Annotated in this window: 11 protein-coding genes and 1 pseudogene; 8 read left to right on the forward strand and 4 right to left on the reverse strand. The window is 69.9% G+C overall.

From position 1 onward, the window contains the following. The first annotated feature begins 9 nt into the window (after window positions 1-9). Together Ssi02_RS06525 and Ssi02_RS40090 are read left to right on the forward strand one after the other, a co-directional pair. Window positions 10-1,338, forward strand: a complete 1,329-nt coding sequence (locus tag Ssi02_RS06525) for a glycosyltransferase family 4 protein (protein ID WP_204022113.1) — start codon at window positions 10-12, stop codon at window positions 1,336-1,338. 41 nt (window positions 1,339-1,379) lie between these two features. Continuing rightward, window positions 1,380-4,424, forward strand: a pseudogene (locus tag Ssi02_RS40090) (alpha-(1->3)-arabinofuranosyltransferase domain-containing protein); the annotation flags it as partial. A gap of 738 nt (window positions 4,425-5,162) precedes the next feature. Here Ssi02_RS40090 and Ssi02_RS06530 read toward each other — a convergent pair. The 3 genes from Ssi02_RS06530 to Ssi02_RS06540 form a co-directional block, all read right to left on the reverse strand. Beyond that, entirely contained in the window at window positions 5,163-6,542 is a 1,380-nt protein-coding gene (locus Ssi02_RS06530) for an acyltransferase family protein (protein WP_204022116.1), read from the reverse strand. Window positions 6,543-6,545: 3 nt separating this feature from the next. Further along, window positions 6,546-7,970 carry a DUF2079 domain-containing protein gene (locus Ssi02_RS06535; RefSeq protein ID WP_239128650.1) on the reverse strand — a complete coding sequence of 475 codons (1,425 nt, stop codon included), beginning with the start codon at window positions 7,968-7,970 and terminating at the stop codon, window positions 6,546-6,548. Between the two features lie 110 nt (window positions 7,971-8,080). Beyond that, the gene (locus Ssi02_RS06540) at window positions 8,081-8,941 is read right to left on the reverse strand and encodes a class I SAM-dependent methyltransferase (RefSeq protein ID WP_239128651.1); all 861 of its coding nucleotides are present in this window, start codon (window positions 8,939-8,941) and stop codon (window positions 8,081-8,083) included. A 188-nt stretch (window positions 8,942-9,129) separates the two neighbouring features. Between Ssi02_RS06540 and Ssi02_RS06545 the strand changes: the two genes are divergently transcribed. The 5 genes from Ssi02_RS06545 to Ssi02_RS06565 all read left to right on the forward strand — a co-directional run bounded on the left by Ssi02_RS06545 (window position 9,130) and on the right by Ssi02_RS06565 (window position 15,389). Further along, window positions 9,130-10,032 carry a decaprenyl-phosphate phosphoribosyltransferase gene (locus Ssi02_RS06545; protein WP_204022514.1) on the forward strand — a complete coding sequence of 301 codons (903 nt, stop codon included), beginning with the start codon at window positions 9,130-9,132 and terminating at the stop codon, window positions 10,030-10,032. Between the two features lie 159 nt (window positions 10,033-10,191). Continuing rightward, on the forward strand, window positions 10,192-11,106 hold the full coding sequence (pgfA, locus tag Ssi02_RS06550; protein ID WP_204022125.1) for a cell envelope lipid trafficking protein PgfA: 915 nt from the start codon (window positions 10,192-10,194) through the stop codon (window positions 11,104-11,106). Between the two features lie 373 nt (window positions 11,107-11,479). After that, on the forward strand, window positions 11,480-12,496 hold the full coding sequence (locus Ssi02_RS06555) for a glycosyltransferase family 2 protein (protein WP_204022128.1): 1,017 nt from the start codon (window positions 11,480-11,482) through the stop codon (window positions 12,494-12,496). Window positions 12,497-12,772: 276 nt separating this feature from the next. Beyond that, a complete protein-coding gene (locus Ssi02_RS06560; protein WP_204022132.1) occupies window positions 12,773-14,323 on the forward strand; it encodes an acyl-CoA synthetase in 1,551 nt (516 codons plus the stop codon). Window positions 14,324-14,891: 568 nt separating this feature from the next. Next, on the forward strand, window positions 14,892-15,389 hold the full coding sequence (locus Ssi02_RS06565) for an NUDIX domain-containing protein (protein ID WP_204022135.1): 498 nt from the start codon (window positions 14,892-14,894) through the stop codon (window positions 15,387-15,389). 542 nt (window positions 15,390-15,931) lie between these two features. On the opposite strand, the gene Ssi02_RS06570 is transcribed toward Ssi02_RS06565, so the two are convergent. Next, on the reverse strand, window positions 15,932-16,192 hold the full coding sequence (locus Ssi02_RS06570; protein ID WP_204022137.1) for a hypothetical protein: 261 nt from the start codon (window positions 16,190-16,192) through the stop codon (window positions 15,932-15,934). Window positions 16,193-16,327: 135 nt separating this feature from the next. Between Ssi02_RS06570 and Ssi02_RS06575 the strand changes: the two genes are divergently transcribed. Continuing rightward, entirely contained in the window at window positions 16,328-17,488 is a 1,161-nt protein-coding gene (locus Ssi02_RS06575) for an ROK family transcriptional regulator (RefSeq protein WP_204022140.1), read from the forward strand. Window positions 17,489-17,821 lie beyond the last annotated feature (333 nt).

The following is a 17,821-nucleotide window of genomic DNA, read 5'->3' on the forward strand; positions in this document are numbered from 1 at the left end:
GTTGGCCAGATGGTGAGCGATCCCCAGCCCCGCCGGGTGGCAGTGGTCAACTGGCGGGATCCCTGGCACCCGGCCGCGGGCGGCGCCGAGGTCTACGCCTGGGAGATCGCCACCCGGCTCGCCGCCGCAGGATCCCGCGTCACGTTCGTGACCGCCCGCGCCCCTGGGCAGAGCGCGGGCGAGCGGCGCGACGGAGTCACCGTCGTGCGCATGGGCGGCACGTTCGGCGTCTATCCGCGGGTCCTGCTCTGGCTGGCGGGCCGGCGGCGGCGCTTCGACGCGGTGATCGACTGCCAGAACGGCATCCCCTTCTTCACCCCGCTCGTCACGCCTCGCCGCACGGTCGTGGTCGGCGTCGTGCACCATGTGCACGACGCCCAGTTCGGGGTGCACTTTCCCCGGTGGCTTGCCGCCGTGGGGCGCACCCTGGAGGGGCCGGTGGCCCGGCGCGTCTACCGGCGGCACACCTCCGCGGCGGTCTCCCCTTCCACCGAGGTCGCGATGCGCCGGCGGCTGGGCTGGCTCGGGCCGATCGTGGTCATCCCCAACGGATGCACGCCGCCGCCTGTCCGCCTCGCCCCACGGCAGAGCGCTCCCGCGGTTCCGTCCGCCGCCGCGCCGGAACCCGTGGTCTCCGCGTCCTCCGGTCCCGCGCCCGAGCCTGCGACCTCCGCGCCCGCCGGCACCGCCTCGCACCCTCTCACGGCGTCTGAGGGGCTCGTCCAGCCGTCCGGGAGCGGTTCTCCGGCTTCGCCGTACGGTGCCGATTCCGGGGCGCCCTCGCTCGTGTGTGTCGGCCGGCTGGTCGCGCACAAGCGGGTGGAGCGGATCGTCGAGCTGGCGGGCGCGTTGCGCGGCAGGCATCCCGGGCTTCAGGTGCACATCATCGGCAAAGGTCCCGAGGAGGACCGCGTCCGCGCCCTGATCGAACGGCGGAGCCTCGCCGGTGTCGTGCGGCTCCACGGCTTCCTGCCCGAGGAGGACAAGGCGCGGCTCGTGGCCGGCGCCCGGCTGCACCTGTCGGCCTCCCAAGGTGAGGGCTGGGGGCTGAGCGTGCTTGAGGCGGCCGCGCTCGGTGTGCCGACCGTCGCCTACGACGTCGACGGGTTACGCGACGCCGTGCGCGACAGCCGCACGGGATGGCTGGTCAGACCCGGTGACACGCTGGAGGACGTCGTCGAGGCGGCGCTGAAGGAGTTGTCGGACCCGGAGCGCCGCGCCGAGGTGAGCGCCGACTGCGGGCGCTGGGCGGCCCGCTTCGACTGGGACGCCAGCGCGGCGCGCATGGCCGTGCTGCTCGCGGGCGGGCGCGACACCTCTCCCTGGGAGGAGTTGTGATCCCGAAGCCCGACGACCGCGTGCGCCGTGTGTTGTGGCTCGTGCTCTGCTCGGCGGGGCTGTCGGCGCTGGCGCTGCTCACCCACCCCGGGCATCTCCTCAACGACACCAAACTGGACCTCGCGACCACCCCGGCCGGGTTCCTCGGCCGGGCGCTCGACCTGTGGGACGTCAACCAGTTCGGGCAGTTGCAGAACCAGGCGTCCGGCTACCTGTTCCCAATGGGACCGTTCTTCTACCTCGGCGACCTCGCCGGGCTCGACGGCTGGGTCGTGCAGCGGCTGTGGATGGCGCTGCTGCTCGTGGCCGCCTTCCTCGGCGCCGAGCGGCTCGCCTCCGCCCTCGGTGTCGGCACCCCGGCCACCCGTGTCGTCGCGGGGCTCGCCTACGCGCTCGCGCCGCGCGCCCTGTCGCTGGTGGGGGTGCTCTCGTCGGAGTTCGCCCCGGCGGCCATGCTGCCGTGGATCGTGTTGCCGCTGGTCCTCGCCGCGAGCGGGGGCAACCGGGTCATCTGTGCGGCGCGTTCGGCGTTCGCGGTCGCCCTGTGCGGCGGGGTGAACGGCGCGGCGACGGTGGCGGTGCTGCTGCCGCCCGCGATCTACCTGCTGACCCGCGCCCGGACCGTGCCGAGATTCCGCCTGATGGCGTGGTGGGCGTTTTTTGTGGGACTGGCCACCCTGTGGTGGACCGTGCCGCTCGTGATGTTCGCCCGCTACGGATTCTCCTTCCTGGAATACACCGAGAGCGCGGCGGCCATCACCCCCACGACCTCGCTCACCAACGTCCTGCGCGGCAGCGCCGACTGGGTCTCCTGGCTGAGCGGCGCCACCGGGCCCGCCCAGCCGGTGGGCCACGCCCTGGCCACGACCCCCGCCCTTGTGGTGGTCACCGGGCTGGTCGCCGCGCTCGGCCTCACCGGGCTGCTCCTGCGCGGCCTGCCCGAGCGCCGCTTCCTCGCCCTCACCGCGCTTCTCGGCGTGATCGTCATGTCGGCGGGACACATCAGCGTGCTCGAACCGCCGTTCGCCGGAGCCGTGCGCGACCTGCTCGACGGGGCGCTCGCGCCGCTGCGCAACCTGCGGAAGTTCGACCCCGCGATCCGGCTGCCCCTCGTGCTCGGCCTGGCCCACCTGCTTTCCGGCCTGCGGCTGCCGCGCGCCCAGGCGATCGCCACCGGGGTCGCGCTCGGCTCCCTCGGCGTCACCGCGCTGCCCGCCGCCGCGCTCGGCCTCGCCGGCACCGGGGTCTTCCGCGAGGTGCCGCCGTATTGGAAGGAGGCGACCCGCTGGCTCAACGAGCGCACCGACCACCACGTGGTGATGTCGGTGCCCGGGTCGCGCTTCGGGGAATACACGTGGGGACGTCCGATGGACGAACCCATGCAGCAACTCTCCACCGTGCGCTGGGCGCAGCGCCAGGTCGCCGCGGCCGGGTCGGTCGGCCTGGTGCGGCTGCTCGACGCGATCGACACCCGCCTCACCGAGGGGCGCGGCTCTCCCGGCCTGTCCGCCGTATTCGCCCGGATGGGTGTGCGCTACCTGCTCGTCCGCAACGACCTGGACCGGGGCGAGCTGGCCGGAGCCTGGCCCGCCCGGATCCACCACGCGCTGAGCGAGACGCCCGGTGTGCGCAAGGTGGCGGAGTTCGGGCCGGGCGTCGGGGGCAGCTGGGCCGTGGACGACGCGGCAGCCGGGCTCGACCCGCCCTATCCGGCCCTGGAGGTCTTCGAGGTCGAAGGCGCCGCCGAGCCGGTGCGGCTCACCGCCCAGAGCGACCTGCTGCGCGTATACGGCGGGCCCGAGGCGCTGCTCGACCTCGCCGACCACAACCTGCTCGCCGGGCGGCCCGTCGTACTCAACGGCGACTCCTCGGCCGGGGCGGCGGAGAACCGGCATGTCGTCACCGACTCGCTGCGCAAGCGGCAGCGCCAGTTCGGGGAGCTGCGGCGCTCCATGTCGCCGACGCTCGCGGCGGCCGAGCGCCCTCCGCCGCTCGGCGCCGTGGACGACTTCATGGAGGATTCGTGGCTGCCCTACCGCACGGTGGCGGAATACCGGGGTGTCGCCAGTGTCACGGCGTCCTCGTCGGCGGCCGACCCCGACGCGATCCCCGGCCTGCACGGCATGGGCTACCTGCCATATGCCGCGTTCGACGGCGACCTGCGCACCGCGTGGCGCACCGGCGGGTGGGAGGGCGCCGTCGGCCAGTGGATCGAGATCGACTTCGGCCGGCCGGTTGACCCGGGGGACATCACGGCGGTGTTCGTGCCGGACAAGGCGCTCGGGCCGGCTCCCATACGCGTCGCGGTGGAGACCGAGCGGGCCGCCATCGAGCAGGACGTGAAGATCACCACCGATCCGCAGACGCTGCGCACCGCGCCGGGCCGCACCAACTGGCTGCGGCTGCGGGTGGTCAAGGTCGCCTACGACCCGGTCGTCACCTTCGGCACCGGAGTGGCGGTGTCGGAGATCTCCATCGCCGGTGTCCCCGCGGTGCGCACCTACACCTCTCCCGAGGTGCCGGCCCGGGGCGAGAGGGCCCACCTGCTCACCCGTGCCTCCGGCGACCAGCGGGGATGTGTGCTCGGGCCGGTGCGCTGGTTGTGCCACCCTTCGTTCGCCACACCCGGCGAGGAGGGCTTCACGTTCGACCGCACGTTCACCTCGGCTACCGCCGGTAAAGGCGAGCTGTCGGGCTTCGCCGTACTCCGCGATCCCGCGTTCATCGCGCGCTATACGGAGGTGGCCGAGTATCCGCAGGTGTCGGGGAGCGGATCGGCGTCGGCCGAGCCCGTCGGCGGGCCGCGGTCGGCCTTCGACGGCGATGGGACGACGACGTGGATCAGTGCCGAGGGAGACGCCCAGCCGGTGTTGTCGGTGCGGTGGAAGAAGGCCAGGAAGGTCGACCGGTTCACCGTGGAGCGCCCGCCGAGCGCGTCGAGCGCGGCGTCGGTGTTCGTCACCGGGCGCGACGGGCAGGTGCGGGGCGGGGTGGTCGGCGAGGACGGCACGGTGCGGTTCAAGTCGATGCGCACCGACCGGCTGACGATCAGGTTCACTCCGTTCGAGACGCCGGTGCAGATCACCGAGCTGACCGTGCCGGGGGTGAAACCGCTCCCGCAGGTGGCGGCGACGCCGTTCCACCTCAAATGCGGCCTCGGGCCGACTTTCACCGTCAACGGCGCGTCCGTCACCACCGAGGCGACCGGCACTTTCGGCGACGTGCTGTACGGCAGGCCGCTGCGTTACACCTCGTGCGACAAGGCGGAGATCACCCAGGGCGCCAACCGGCTGCATGTCGCGCCGCTCGACCCCTTCCGGGTGGACTCCGCACTGGTGGGCGGCACGGCGACCGCCGCCAGGCCGGTGGAGGGCCGCGCCGACGTCACGTTCTTCGGCACCTCGGAGCGGAGCGTCGCCGTCAACGCCCCGCAGGCGTCCTATCTGAGCGTCGACGAGAACTTCAATGCGGGCTGGGAGGCCACGATCGACGGCCGGACCCTCACCCCGCTGCGGCTGGACGGCTGGCGGCAGGCGTGGGCGGTGCCCGCGGGCACGTCGGGGACCGTCACCCTCACCTATACGCCGTCCACCCGCTTCAAGGTCGTGATCGTCGCGGGTGCCGCCGCGTTCGTGCCGGTCGTGTTCTTCGCCCTGCTGCCGCTGCTGGGGCGGCGCGGCGCGACCGCCGAGAGCGCGGCGCGCGGCACGCCCCGCCGGGCCGTCGTGCTCGCCGTCGCGTGCGCCGCGGGCTTCTGGACGGCGGGTGCCGCCGGAGCGCTGCTCGCCCCGGCCCTGATTGCCGCGGTGCCGCGGGCACCTCGCTCAGTGCGCCGTCTGCTGCCCTTCGCGCCCGGGGCTCTCCTGCTCGCCGGCGTCGGCGTGTTCGCCTTCGCCCTGTTGCGGGGCGGCTCCGGTGAGATCGTCGCCGACCTCGTGCCCACCCTCCTCGCGCTGCCCGCCGTCGTGGCCCTCATCGCCGTCGCCGCCGGCTTGAGGTTCCCGGTCCGCGACCGCCCGGCGCCGCCGCCCGAGCCGGCGCGCAGGCCGCTCGATCCCGTAGTAGCAGGCGGTGGCCACCGCGACTGACAGTGCCGTCACGACCACGAGCGCCGGCCAGAAGCCGCCGCCCGGCCGGGGAACGTCCAGCCAGCGGGAGGCCAGAGCGATCACGATGGTGTGCCAGAGGAAGACGCCGTAGGAGATCCGGCCCAGAAAGCGCATCACGGGCCCGCCCACGACCCTGCCGAGCGGCCCCTGCTCACCACCCGGACCGAGCGCGAAAGGCGCGACCACGAAGAGCGCGATCACCGTGTAGAGCACGGTGCGGAACATCGCCGGCCAGAACGCGTCGAACCCCACCGAGCGCGAGCCGGTCAGCTCCGTCGAGGCCACGAGATAGGCGATCGCCGCCACCGCCCAGCAGAGGCCCGCCGACGAGGCCACCGTACGGCAGAGCCGCCTGATCGGCGTGTACACCCCGGTCTCGGCGTTGGCCCAGGCCACGAGCACGGCCAGCATCATGCCCGGGGCGAACCAGATCAGATAGCGGGGGAGATAGAGCCCGAAATCTGGCCGCCATTCCGGGTAGAAGGTGAAGAAGACGAACACCAGGGATATTGCGAACAACGCAGTGAGGGTCCATAAGGCCCGTCCGGCCCGCCGTGCGGGGTCGTCGCCCCTGGCGGCGACGGCGGCCACCACGAGGGCGATCAACGGCAGGGCGAGGTAGAACGCCGCCTCCACCGGAAGCGTCCACATCTGGTAGAGCCCCTCGGGGCCGGTGCCGGTCCACCACGGGTCGGGGTTGTAGATCTGCACCAGCAGCAGCCATTGCACCCAGGTGCCCACCGAACGCACATGCTCCGGGCTGAAGAGCAGCAGACCCACCACGATCGCCACCCAGTAGGCGGGAAGCACCCTGAGCGCACGGCGCCACAGGTAGTCGCGCGTCGCCGGCGCGGGCCCGCCGTACACCAGGGCCACCGCCCACGGGCGGTAGAGCAGCAGGCCCGAGAGCGTGAAGAACACCGCCACTCCGGCGTCGCCGCGCGACAGCAGCCAGGAGAAGAGCGAATCCTGGTAGGCCGCGCCCGTCGCCCCCGCCACATGCAGCACGAGCACCCCGAAGGCCGCGAGTGCCCTTATGCCGTCCAGCGGGTTTTGATGCCCACGCAGCGGAGGAAGGTCATCCCGCGCGTCCATGCCTCACGTCCCTTGGCGGTGAAGGACGACATAGCCGTCGTCGTCGAACACGACGCGGTAGCCGCTGCGTTTGAGCAACTCCACCCTGGCCACCTGCTCCGCAAGGTCGGTGAAGGGGAAGGTCCTGCGCCCGGTCTCGGCCACCACCCACGGCGCCCACCTCGGTGTGCGGTCCCACAGCAGCACCCGCGTGCGGGAGGTCAGCGCGGGGCCCACGTAGTTCGCCGCCTCGACCAGCACGCCGTCCGGCACCGCCGCCACGGCCCGCGCCGCCGTCGCCGCGCGCGGGCTCGGCAGGGACATTGAGCCGTAGGCGAAGAAGGGCACAAGCACGACGGCGACCCCCGCGAGCGCCACGGGCAGGTCGAAACGGGTGAGGCGGAACCTCGCGATGCCGTCCACGGCGGCGAGGAAGAGCACGACGGCCAGGAAGGCGTTGTAGTGATATTCGGTGCCCCACCAGTTGGGGAAGGAACTCGCCAGCATGCGCGCCGCCAGCAGGGGGAGCACGATCAGGGTCAACGGCGACAACAGGCACAGGAACAGCACCATCACGCCGAGCATGAGCATCGTGGTCAGCTTCTCCGGCGGTGTGCCGAGAAGTGCCACCGCGCCCAGAGGGTCGCTCAGTGCGCCCAGCGCCGCGGACGGGAGATCGGTGCCGAGTGCGCCGTATGCCCAGTAGTAGTCGGCCCGGCCGCCGAAGGCGGGGATGAGCACCCGCGTCGCCACCAGCACCGCCCCGACCCCGCCCGCCAGCAGCGCCGCCCCCGCCGGCCATTGGCGCCTGGCCAGCAGGAACAGGCCGTAACCCGCGATGAGCAGCCCCATGTCCTCCTTGACGCAGAGCAGCGCCGCGCCCGCCAGGACCGCCTGGCGGGTGCGGCCGGCGTCATGGCGCTCGATCATCAGGGCCGTCAGCAGCGGCGCGAACGCCACCTCGTGGAAGTCGAACACCACGGCCTCGGCGACCGGCCAGGCGAGCGCGTAGGCGGCGGCCACCAGATGGGCGGCGGTCACGCCGAGGCGCCTGCGGGTGAACGTCCATACCACCGGGACGGCGGCGGCCAGCAGGACCGCCTGCAGGACGATCAGCGTCTCCGGCCCGTCGTGCACCCAGTAGAACGGGGCCAGCAGCATGAGCACGGGGGACCAGTGGTCGCCGAGTACGGCGAAGCTCCAGCCGAAGTCGTTGTGCACGCCCTTGGCGATGGAGACGGGCAGTTCGAAGCGGGAGTAGGAGCGGACGGCCTGGTCGAAGATGACGAGGTCGTAGGTGCCGCTGCGGAAGCCGAGGAGAGGCAGCAGGCCCGCGACGAAGTAGAGGACGGCGGCCAGGAGAGTGATCGCGCCGAGGATCAGGCGGGAGCGGGGGCCTTCGCGGGAGGAGGTGAAGGCGGGGGAGGGAGGGGACTCGGCACGGGTCACGACAGGCACCATAGCCGGATGATCGGGATGGGTGCTTGAGCCTGGCCGGTCGGCCTTTACGGCCGTGGTGGCGGGGACTGGATGGTCGGCTTCGATACTCGGCGGTGGTGTTAACACCGGCGCAGGACGAGCAGCAGATTCCAGGTGACGACCTCTCGCACGCCCGGCAGGCGCAACACCGGCCTGGTCCAGGCCGGCAGGTAGCGCGGGACGGCGTCGAGCACCGTGACGCGCGGTTCGTGCTCGGCCCAGCGCAGGGCCGCGGAGACCGACACCGGGTAGAGGCTTGTGCCGTACCTGTTCTTGGGGGGCCGGCCGGTTTTGCGCTCATAGCGGCGGGCGGCGCGTTCGCCGCCCAGATAGTGCCAGGGTGAGGTCTCGTGGCCGCCCCAGGGGGAGAGCCAGTTGGTGAAGGCGAGGTAGACCACACCGCCGGCCTTGGTGACGCGCACCATCTCGCGGGCCATGCGCCATGGGTCGCGCACGTGCTCTAGCACGTTGGAGGAGAAGCAGATGTCCACCGACTCGTCGCGGAGGGGCAGGTTCAGGGCGCTGCCCAGCACACCGCCGGGTTCGGGGGGCGGTGCGCTGTCTCGTCCGAGAGTCGGGGCACTGCCTTGTCCGAGGGGCGGTGCGCCGTCTAGTCCGAGGGTCGGAGCGCTGCCTTGTCCGAGGGGCGGTGCGCTGCCTGGCTCGGGGGGCTGCCGGCCGGTGAGTTCGCCCGCGTCGGCGTCGAGGCGGACACAGCGGGCGCCCTCGCGGGCGAAGGCGCGGGTGAAGTAGCCGGGGCCTCCGCCCACGTCCACGACGGTGCGGCCGAGCAGGGGGGTGTAGCGGGTGAGCTGCGCGGTGGTGTCGGCGGCCAGCACCGAGTAGTAGCCGTCCTGGTCGCCCTGTTCGGTGCGGAAGGCGCGGAACAGTCGTATCGACCGAGCGAGATCGGCACGGAAAGGCACCGGCATGTCACCCATGCCAACGGATGTTACTGCCCAGTTGTCTGTCCGTTAAGCGGATCTATAACCTGTTTCGATCTGTGTGGCGGTGCTGGTGGAGCTGGTAGAGGTTGCTACTAGCATGTCCGAGGTTGCCGACTGGAGGGAAACATGTCGGACCGTGTGATGAGTGTCTGCTTTCGGGGCCGTCCAATCCGGCCGTGCTGATGAAGACGGCGGAGCGATCCTCCCGCACCGCGCGACGCAGCCGCACCCTGGCGCTTCTCATCGCGTGCCGCCCCCGGCAATGGTTGAAGAACACCCTCGTCTTCGCCGCCCCGCTGGCCTCCGGCACCCTGCTGAGCACGAGGAGCTTGACCCACGCCGCGATCGCCTTCGCCGCGTTCTGCCTGGCGGCCTCGGGAACCTATCTCCTCAACGACGCGGCCGACCTCGAACGCGACCGCCGCCATCCCCGCAAGAGGCACCGCCCTCTGGCCTCGGGCGCGGTGCCGGTGGGGGTGGCCCGGACGCTCGCGGTCGTCCTCATCGTCGCGGCCCCTGCCGTGGCGGCCCTCACCGGAGCGTGGCGGCTGCCCGCGGTCGTCGCCGCCTACCTCGCCCTCACGCTGGCCTACACGGTGTGGTTGAAACACCAGGTCGTCGTGGACCTCGTCGCGGTGGCGGGGTGCCATGTGATCAGAGCCTTCGCCGGAGCCGTCGCGATCGACGTCGTGGCGTCGAGCTGGTTCCTGGTCGTGATCTCGCTGGGCGCGTTGCAATTGGTGGCGGGCAAACGCGAGTCCGAGCTGCGTGATCAGGGGGTGTGCGGCACGAGGGAGACATTGGCTGCGTATCCTTTGGCGTACCTCGGGCATGTGCGGGCCATGTGCTCGGGGGCGATGATCGTGACCTATTGCCTCTGGGCGCTCCAGGTGCATCCGGAGGGTGGACCGTTCTGGTACGGCGTGAGCATTGTGCCTTTGGTGTTGATCGTGCTTCGGCACAATCTTCTCGTGGAACGCGGGGAGGCCGAGGAGCCGGAAGAACTCGCGCTGCGCGACCGCCCTATGCAGATCTTCGTCGGCCTGCTGGTGATCTTACTGCTGATCGCCGTATACGCTACCTAGAACTCGTTTCTATCAATTTGGCTGCGGCGCGATGACGTACGGCACGCGGCGGATTACGATACGCGGGCAAACGACACTCGCTGCCAGAGCGCTCACTGTCGCGGCACCCGCTTACGACAATGTTCCAGTGTCGATCGGCCGGAACCCGGAGGATTACTGATGCGGCGCACCACCGGAGTCGTACTCATCGCTTTCGGAGCCTTCCTCATCACTCTCGCACCGCTCCTCCGTTTCTACGTCGCGGGCGCGCTCATCTCGGCTCCCGCCGATCGCTACGGGGTGCTCAAGTTCGAGGCCAAGGGCGCACGCTACTTCTCGGTCCAGGATCTCAAGGTGCTCACCGCCGACCTCGACATCACCGTCACCACCAGGGGTGATGTGGCGGGGGCCTCGGGGGACACCGTCGTGTGGGACGAGTTCACCGCGGTGAACGACATCACCAACAGCCGGCCGCAGATCAACCTTGCCCAGCGGCGCAGCGCCTTCGACAAATACACAGGTGAGGCCGTCAACTGCTGCAACGCCAACGTCGACCGGCAGTCGGTGCAGATGCAGGGGCAGGTCTACCTGTTCCCCTTCGGCACGGAGAAGAAGACGTATAAATATTTCAACTCCTCCACGCGCAAGACCTTCGACGCGGTGTTCGTGGGTGAGGACACGGTCCGCGGTGTGCCGGCCTACAAGTTCGAGCAGCGTGTCCCAGAGACCGTCGTCGACACGCTGAGCGTGCCCGCGTCGGTGGCGGGGCTCAAGCAGGACGACGACGTGCAGGTGGACCGCGTCTACAGCGGCACGACGACACTGTGGATCGAGCCCGCCTCGGGCTCCCCGGTCAAGCAGGAGCTGCAGCGCAACGAGGTGCTGAAGACCAAGGACGGGGTGCAGCGGTCCGAGGCGTTCGTGGCCAGGGCGATCATGACCGAGGACACGGTGGCCGAGCTGGTGGCCAACGCCGAGAACGCCAAGTCGCAGATCGGGCTGCTGAAGGACATCCTGCCGATCTCCCTGCTGGTGGGCGGGTTCGTCTTCGTCGTGGCCGGCGTGTTGATCGTGGTGGCGCGGCCCGTGCGGTGACCGTTATGGGTAAGCCGTGGACAATGACCGCTGGAATCCTCAGGCGGTCATTGTGCATATTGGGGCCCCCGGCATTCCATATTCGATGGAACTTGTTCTAGGTTGCTGTTTGGGGATGCCGGTTACTTGCCGGTAACCCGCAGGGTGGCGCGGTGGTGGAACGCGTTGTATTCCGGGGGGCTTCGCCGGTGCGCCGAGGGGGCCGCGCCCGCCGGGCTCTGGAACGATACATATCGGAGGGTCGCCTTAACCGGCCCGCCGGCCCGCGCCGGACGGCAGGTGCCGCCCGAAGTATATGGACGCGCTAGAAAACGCTGAGGGGACGGCCGATGGGTGGCGGAGAATCGGACGCCGTGGATATTCTCGGTCATCTATGGAGGATCGACGACTTCGTCTCTCCCTTGTGGTCCCCTGCTACAACGAGCGGGAGACCCTTCCGGGCTTTCATCGGGAGGTCACCAAGGAGCTGGCGCTCGCCGACGTCGACTACGAGATCGTTTTCGTCGACGACGGCAGTTCGGACGGCACACGCGAGATCCTGCGCGGGCTCGCCGGCGCCGACCGCAGGGTGCGTTTCCTCTCCTTAAGCCGCAACTTCGGGCAGGAGGCCGCGATCCTGGCCGGGCTCAAAAGCGCCGCCGGCGACGCGGTCGTCATCATGGACGCCGACCTGCAACACCCGCCGGCGCTCATCCACACCATGCTCAAGCACTTCCGCGCCGGCTGCGACCAGGTCGTGGCGCGGCGCACCCGCACCGGGGAGGGCAGGCTCTACACACTCGCCGCCCGGGTCTACTACAAACTCGTCAACCGCCTGCTCGATGTGCGGCTGCTCAACGGGGCGAGCGAGTTCCGGCTGATCGGGCGCACCGCGCTGGACGCGCTGCTGTCGCTTGAGGAATACAGCAGGTTCTCCCGCGGCCTGTTCACCTGGATCGGGTTCGACCAGGTCGTGATCGACTATGAAAACGTCGTGCGCACGTCCGGCGCGAGCAAGTGGAACCTCCGCAAGAGGTTCGACTACGGGCTCGACGGCATCATGTCGTTCAACAACAAGCCGTTGCGGCTCGCCATTTACATCGGGTTGTTCTTCACCGGCATCGCCGCGCTCTACATGTTCTGGGCCATCGGCGACGCGATCGTCAACGGGGTGGACTCGCCGGGATACACCACTCTGCTGACGGCGATCGTGGGGCTTGGCGGCATGCAGATGATCATGCTTGGCATCATCGGGGAGTATCTCGGCCGGGTCTATTACGAGTCCAAACGCCGCCCTCATTTCCTCGTCCGGGAGGCCGACGGCGAACAGCCGTGGGAGGCCGAGCGGCAGCGGCCCGTCGCCCACTCCGAGGTCAACGGGTTAGGGAGCCGGCGCACCGGCGCTTCCTGAGGCGTGACGGTTCGCAAGCGCTTGCTTGGCCTGGCGGGCCGGGCAGGCTAGTCTGCGACGGGTTCCAGTTCTTTCCCAGGCCTGAGACTTCGCAAGGGCGGATATCTCGGGCATGGGTGTTCCTCAAACACGGACTTGTCAGGCACGGACGTGTTAGGCGCACTTGTCGGGCGCGGACGTGTTGGCCGCAGACTCGTCAGGCATGCACCTCTCAAGCGCGAACCGCTTAACCGCGAACCTCCCACGCACGGACATCTCAGGCATGGACGGAGCAGCATGGGCACGCTCGGCTTCTGGAGACTGGCACAGGCCGACCCCGAGTGGATCGCCGTCATCGACCCCGACGGCGTCCACCACCGCGCAGGCGACCTGCTCGCCGCGGCCAATCGGCTGGTGCACGGCCTGCGCGACCTGGGGCTCGTCGAGGGCGAGGTCGTCTGCGGCCTCGTGCCCAACGGGATCGACGGCCTCGTCCTCTACCTCGCCGCCCTCCAATCCGGCCTGCGCTACACCCCGATCAACTGGCATCTCACCGGCAGCGAAATCGGCCACATCATCGCCGACAGCTCCGCCCGCGTGTTCTTCGTCCACGAGAACTTCGCTGAGGAAGGACTGCGCGCGATCGCCGAGTCCGGCATCGAGCCCGGCCGCTGCTTCGCGTTCGGCACTGTCGAGGGACTCCGCCCCGCCTCCACCCTCACCGACGGCCGCCCGAGCACAACCCCGCTCCGCCGTACGGCAGGAGCCGTCATGCACTACACCTCGGGCACGACCGGGCGCCCGAAGGGGGTGATCCGCCCGCTCAGTCCCCTCGACCCAGACGACCTGGCCGAACTCAGCACCGGCCTGGCGGCGATGATGGGCATCCCACCCGGACCACCTCAGGTGCACCTGGTCACCTCACCCATGTACCACGCCGCCGTGACCCTGTTCGCCGGCGCCGCCCTGCACATGGGCCACACGGTGGTCATCATGGGCAAGTGGGACCCCGAACAGGCCCTGCGCCTGTGCGAACGCCACCGAGTGACCAACACCCATATGGTCCCCACCCACTTCAAACACCTGCTGGCCCTGCCCCCACATGTGCGGGCGGCTTACGACCTGTCCTCCCTCACCTGGGTCGTCCACGCCGCCGCACCCTGCCCGGTGCCGGTGAAGCGGGCCATGCTTGAGTGGCTGGGCGACCACGTCTACGAGTACTACGCCGCCACCGAGGGTGGCGGCACCCTCGCCACCCCGGCGGACTGGCGCGAACATCCCGGCACCGTCGGCCGGCCGTGGGCGATGAGCAAACTCCTCATCGTGGACGACGATCTTCAGCCTGTGCCGCCGGGCACCCCGGGCACGATCTATATGCGGACGAGCGGCTACGACTTCGAATACAAGGGCGATCCTGAAAAGACACTGGCCGCTCGGTTGGATGACTATTTCACCGTCGGCGACGTCGGATATCTCGACAGGGAGGGGTTTCTCTACCTCTGCGACCGTAAGGCCGACATGATCATCTCGGGCGGGGTCAACATCTATCCGGCCGAGATCGAGAACGAGCTCATGCCGCATCCCAAGGTCGCCGATGTCGCCGTCTTCGGTATACCGGACGACGAGTGGGGCGAGCAGATCAAGGCGGTCGTACAGCCCGCCGAGGGGGTTGTCCCAGGTCCGGAACTCGCCGCCGAACTTCTCGGCTCGCTGGAAGGGCGCCTGGCCCACATGAAATGGCCGAAGTCCTTCGACTTCATCGAAACCATGCCACGCGACCCCAGCGGCAAACTCCTCAGACGCCACCTGCGCCTGCCGTACTGGAAAGATCGCGACAGCCTGATCTGAGCTGCATGAGTGGAGGGGCGCGGCAGCCTGATATGACCTGCATGACCGGACGGACCGCCGCAGCCTGATCTGACCCGCGTAACTGGGGCCGCGACAACCTGATCTGCCCTCCGTGACTGGAATGTCTTTGACACCTGACCCGACCTGCATTGAGGGCACGGCACGCGGAACCGTAGACGGGGTGTTCAGGTCGGCGGCGTTCTCGCGTCGCCCCGGGTGAGGGGCACGATTGGACGGACCACGACAACCTGATCTGCGCTCCGTGATCGGAAGGTCGGTAACGGCCTGACCTGACCTGTATGACTGGATGGACAGCGGCAGCCTGATCTGACCCCCGTGCTCACCCGCCTGCCACCTAGAGACCAGAGCGTGCGGATAAGACCTGGTCGTGCGTGGAGATAATCCACCCTCGTTCAAAGGGAACCGCACCGACGCTCACGGCGACGTGGCAGCACGACTGGCTCCTTCTCCGGCCGCACTCTTCCACCGGATCCTTCCGCCGCGCCGAGGTTACGCCGGTCAGGGAGGTTCAGAGGTGAATGGGAGCGCTGCATGTAGCGTCGAGGGGGTGAGAGAGACCTTCCTCGACCCTTCGGAGTGGTACGCGAGCCTGCCGACCTTCTTCGCGTCGGCCGGGATGCTGTTCACCGACGTCAACGACAAGGTGCTGCTGGTCAAGCCCAACTATCGCCCGGACTGGTCCATCCCCGGAGGTGTCGTCGAGGCCGACGAGGACCCGGACGAGGCGGCGACGCGGGAGATCGAGGAGGAACTCGGGCTGAAGGTGCGCGTAGGCGGGCTTCTCGTGGTGGACTGGGCACCGCCTGTGCACGACCGGCCGCGAGCCATGGTCAATTTCCTCTTCGACGGGGGCGTGATCATGGACAAGGAGGAGATCCGGATCCAGGTCGAGGAACTGGACGACGTGGGCTTCTTCCCCTGGAGTGAAGCGGCCGAGAGGTTGCCGCTCCATGCCGCCTGTCGCATCCCCGCCGCCTTGCGAGCCCGCGAGAACGGGCGCACGGTCTATTTGCCACGGGAGCGCAGAGAAACCGACGCCACCTGACGGTGGGGGTGCCCACGGCGTCCCGTGTGTGTTGAGAGTGTGGACGGAGAGACAAGGGCGGCGCTGTGGCGAACGAGCGCCGACTCTGTCCTGAGAGGGCCTATGGCCAGGGAGAGGCCGACGACATCCACCTTCGTTCAGCCAGTGTCTGCCGCTTCCTCACCGCACTGCGGGGTGGACGCCGGTGACGTCGAGCTTCGTTCAGCCAGTGTCTGCCGCTTCCTCACCGCACTGCGGGGTCGGCGGTCGGCGACGGGGCAGCATCCACTTCCGCAGACACTTACCGCTTAATCTGCAGAAACAGGATCACGCGGAGGCTGCTCGATGCACCACTCCGCTGGACGTGACCCGGCGACGTCGAGCTTCGTTCAGCCGGAGGCTGCCGCTTCCCCGCCGCAGTGCGGGGGCGACGGTCCGCATGCCGCAGGGAGTGCGCCTGACGGCGGGGGTGGCCCTGCCGTCTTGTGACCGCGGGTGGGCAAGTGCTTGCCGGGGGAGTGCCCCGGGTGATGACGGCGGCCGGCTGGTGCGGGTGATGCTGGTTATGGCTCTGCCGTACCCGCGATTGAGCGGCGCATTTTTTCCAGATCGGCGGCGACTTTGGCGACCTCGCCCGGGCGTTGTGCCGTCCACAGGGAGTCGCCGAACCAGTTGTCGAAGACCGCGGCGACCGCGGACGTGGTGATCGTGGTGTCGCCGTGGACCAGGGCGGCCAGTTCGCCCACCTCGGGGTCGTATTCGTCGTCGGGCGCGCCGCTCTCCAGTAACCCTTCAGGGTCGCACCGGTTGATCAAACGCCTCACCGCCTCAACTATCGGATCTCCGCCCATACACGCATGGTCGCACGCGGCTGGTTCGCGAAGGGCTTGACGGGAGAAGACGCGTGGCCTACTTTCTTCACCAAGTTAATTTAGTGCCGAAGAAAGTGAGCCTTCCCCATGGCCGAGCGTGCCGCGCCACCGGGCCGTGACCTGTCCCGCACGGCGATCCTTGCCGCGCTCGGGCAGGCGGGGCCGCTGAGCCGCAGTGAGCTGGCCAGGCGTCTCGACCTGTCCCCGGCCACCGTGACCCAGGTGACACGCCGGCTGATCGCGCAGGGCATGGTGGAGGAGCTTGAGCACATGCCGTCCCGGGGCGGCAGGCCGGCGCAGCTTCTCGGTCTGGTCGGCTCGGCGGGGCGCGCGGTCGGGGTCAAGATCGCGGCCGATCACGCGGTCGCCGTCGACGTGCGCCTGGACGGCGAGCTGCTCGACCGGCGGGAGACCGAGCTCGACGCCTCCGCCCCCGACTGCCTGGAGCGGGTCGCCACACTGGTCGAGCCGCTCATCGGGCGCGGCGCCCGCCTGCTCGGCGTCGGCGTCGGCGTCCCCGGCGTGGTCGACAGCCCCGACAGCGGAGTCGTCGAGGCGCCCACGCTCGGCTGGTCGGCCCTGGCCGTGGGGGCGCGCCTCCGCGCCCGGCTCGACCTGCCCGTGCTGGTCGACAACGACGTCAACACGATCGCGATCGCCGAAAGGCTCTACGGCAGAGGCCGCGACCATCGTGACTTCCTCGTGGTCACCATCGGCCGCGGCATCGGCCTCGCGATCGTCGTCGACGGCAGCCTGCTGCGAGGGGCCTCCGGGAGCGCCGGCGAGTTCGGCCACCTGCCCGTAGCGACCGGCCCTCGCTGCGCCTGCGGCAACGTCGGCTGCCTGGAAGCCGTCATCGGCGGCCCCAGCCTCGTGGAGCGCAGCCTCCACGCCTCCATCGCCGAGATGGCGGCCGACCCCACCGCCGCCACGGTCTTCGCCGAGGCCGGAGTCGTCCTCGGCCGTGCCGTCGCCGGGCTGGTCAACATCCTCGACCCGGCGGCGATCCTCGTCCTCGGCGAGGGCACCGCCCAGTGGCACCTTTGGCGCCCGGGCTTCGAAGAGGGTTTCGCCGCCCACCTGTTCCGCCCCCACCGCAGGATTCCGGTCGAGGTCGACCCATGGGACGACTCCCGCTGGGCCCAGGGCGCGGCGGCCCTCGTCCTCGGCACCCCTTTCGACGTGGCCACCGGCACCGGCACCCAGGGCAACCTCGTCCTCGCGCGCCTGGAGGGGAGCACACAGTGAGCGGCGCGGTGCGGACGGGCGTGGTGTTCGGTGGGGCGGTGGAGGGCTATGGGGAGGATGAGTTGGTTTCGGGTCGGTCTGGTGTTGGCCATCTGGACCGGGACCTCGGGTGGCCTCGTGTTCGCGGGTGTGGATGGGGGCTGGCGGTGAGCGGTGCGGGCCGGATGGGTGTGGTGTTCGGTGGGGCGGTGGAGGGCTATGGGGAGGGTGAGTTGGTTTCGGGTCGGTCTGGTGTTGGCCATCTGGACCGGGACCTCGGGTGGCCTCGTGTTCGCGGGTGTGGATGGGGGCTGGCGGTGAGCGGTGCGGGCCGGATGGGTGTGGTGTTCGGAG

The organism is Sinosporangium siamense (genome assembly GCF_016863435.1).
Classification (GTDB): Bacteria; Actinomycetota; Actinomycetes; order Streptosporangiales; family Streptosporangiaceae; genus Sinosporangium; species Sinosporangium siamense.

Excerpts from the sequence above, each read along its gene's own strand:
- Ssi02_RS06525 (WP_204022113.1), top strand. The coding sequence starts at position 10 with ATGGTGAGCGATCCCCAGCCCCGCCGGGTGGCAGTGGTCAACTGGCGG.
- Ssi02_RS06530 (WP_204022116.1), bottom strand. The coding sequence starts at position 6,542 with ATGGACGCGCGGGATGACCTTCCTCCGCTGCGTGGGCATCAAAACCCG.
- Ssi02_RS06540 (WP_239128651.1), bottom strand. The coding sequence starts at position 8,941 with ATGGGTGACATGCCGGTGCCTTTCCGTGCCGATCTCGCTCGGTCGATA.
- Ssi02_RS06545 (WP_204022514.1), top strand. The coding sequence starts at position 9,130 with ATGAAGACGGCGGAGCGATCCTCCCGCACCGCGCGACGCAGCCGCACC.
- pgfA (WP_204022125.1), top strand. The coding sequence starts at position 10,192 with ATGCGGCGCACCACCGGAGTCGTACTCATCGCTTTCGGAGCCTTCCTC.
- Ssi02_RS06555 (WP_204022128.1), top strand. The coding sequence starts at position 11,480 with ATGGAGGATCGACGACTTCGTCTCTCCCTTGTGGTCCCCTGCTACAAC.
- Ssi02_RS06560 (WP_204022132.1), top strand. The coding sequence starts at position 12,773 with ATGGGCACGCTCGGCTTCTGGAGACTGGCACAGGCCGACCCCGAGTGG.
- Ssi02_RS06575 (WP_204022140.1), top strand. The coding sequence starts at position 16,328 with ATGGCCGAGCGTGCCGCGCCACCGGGCCGTGACCTGTCCCGCACGGCG.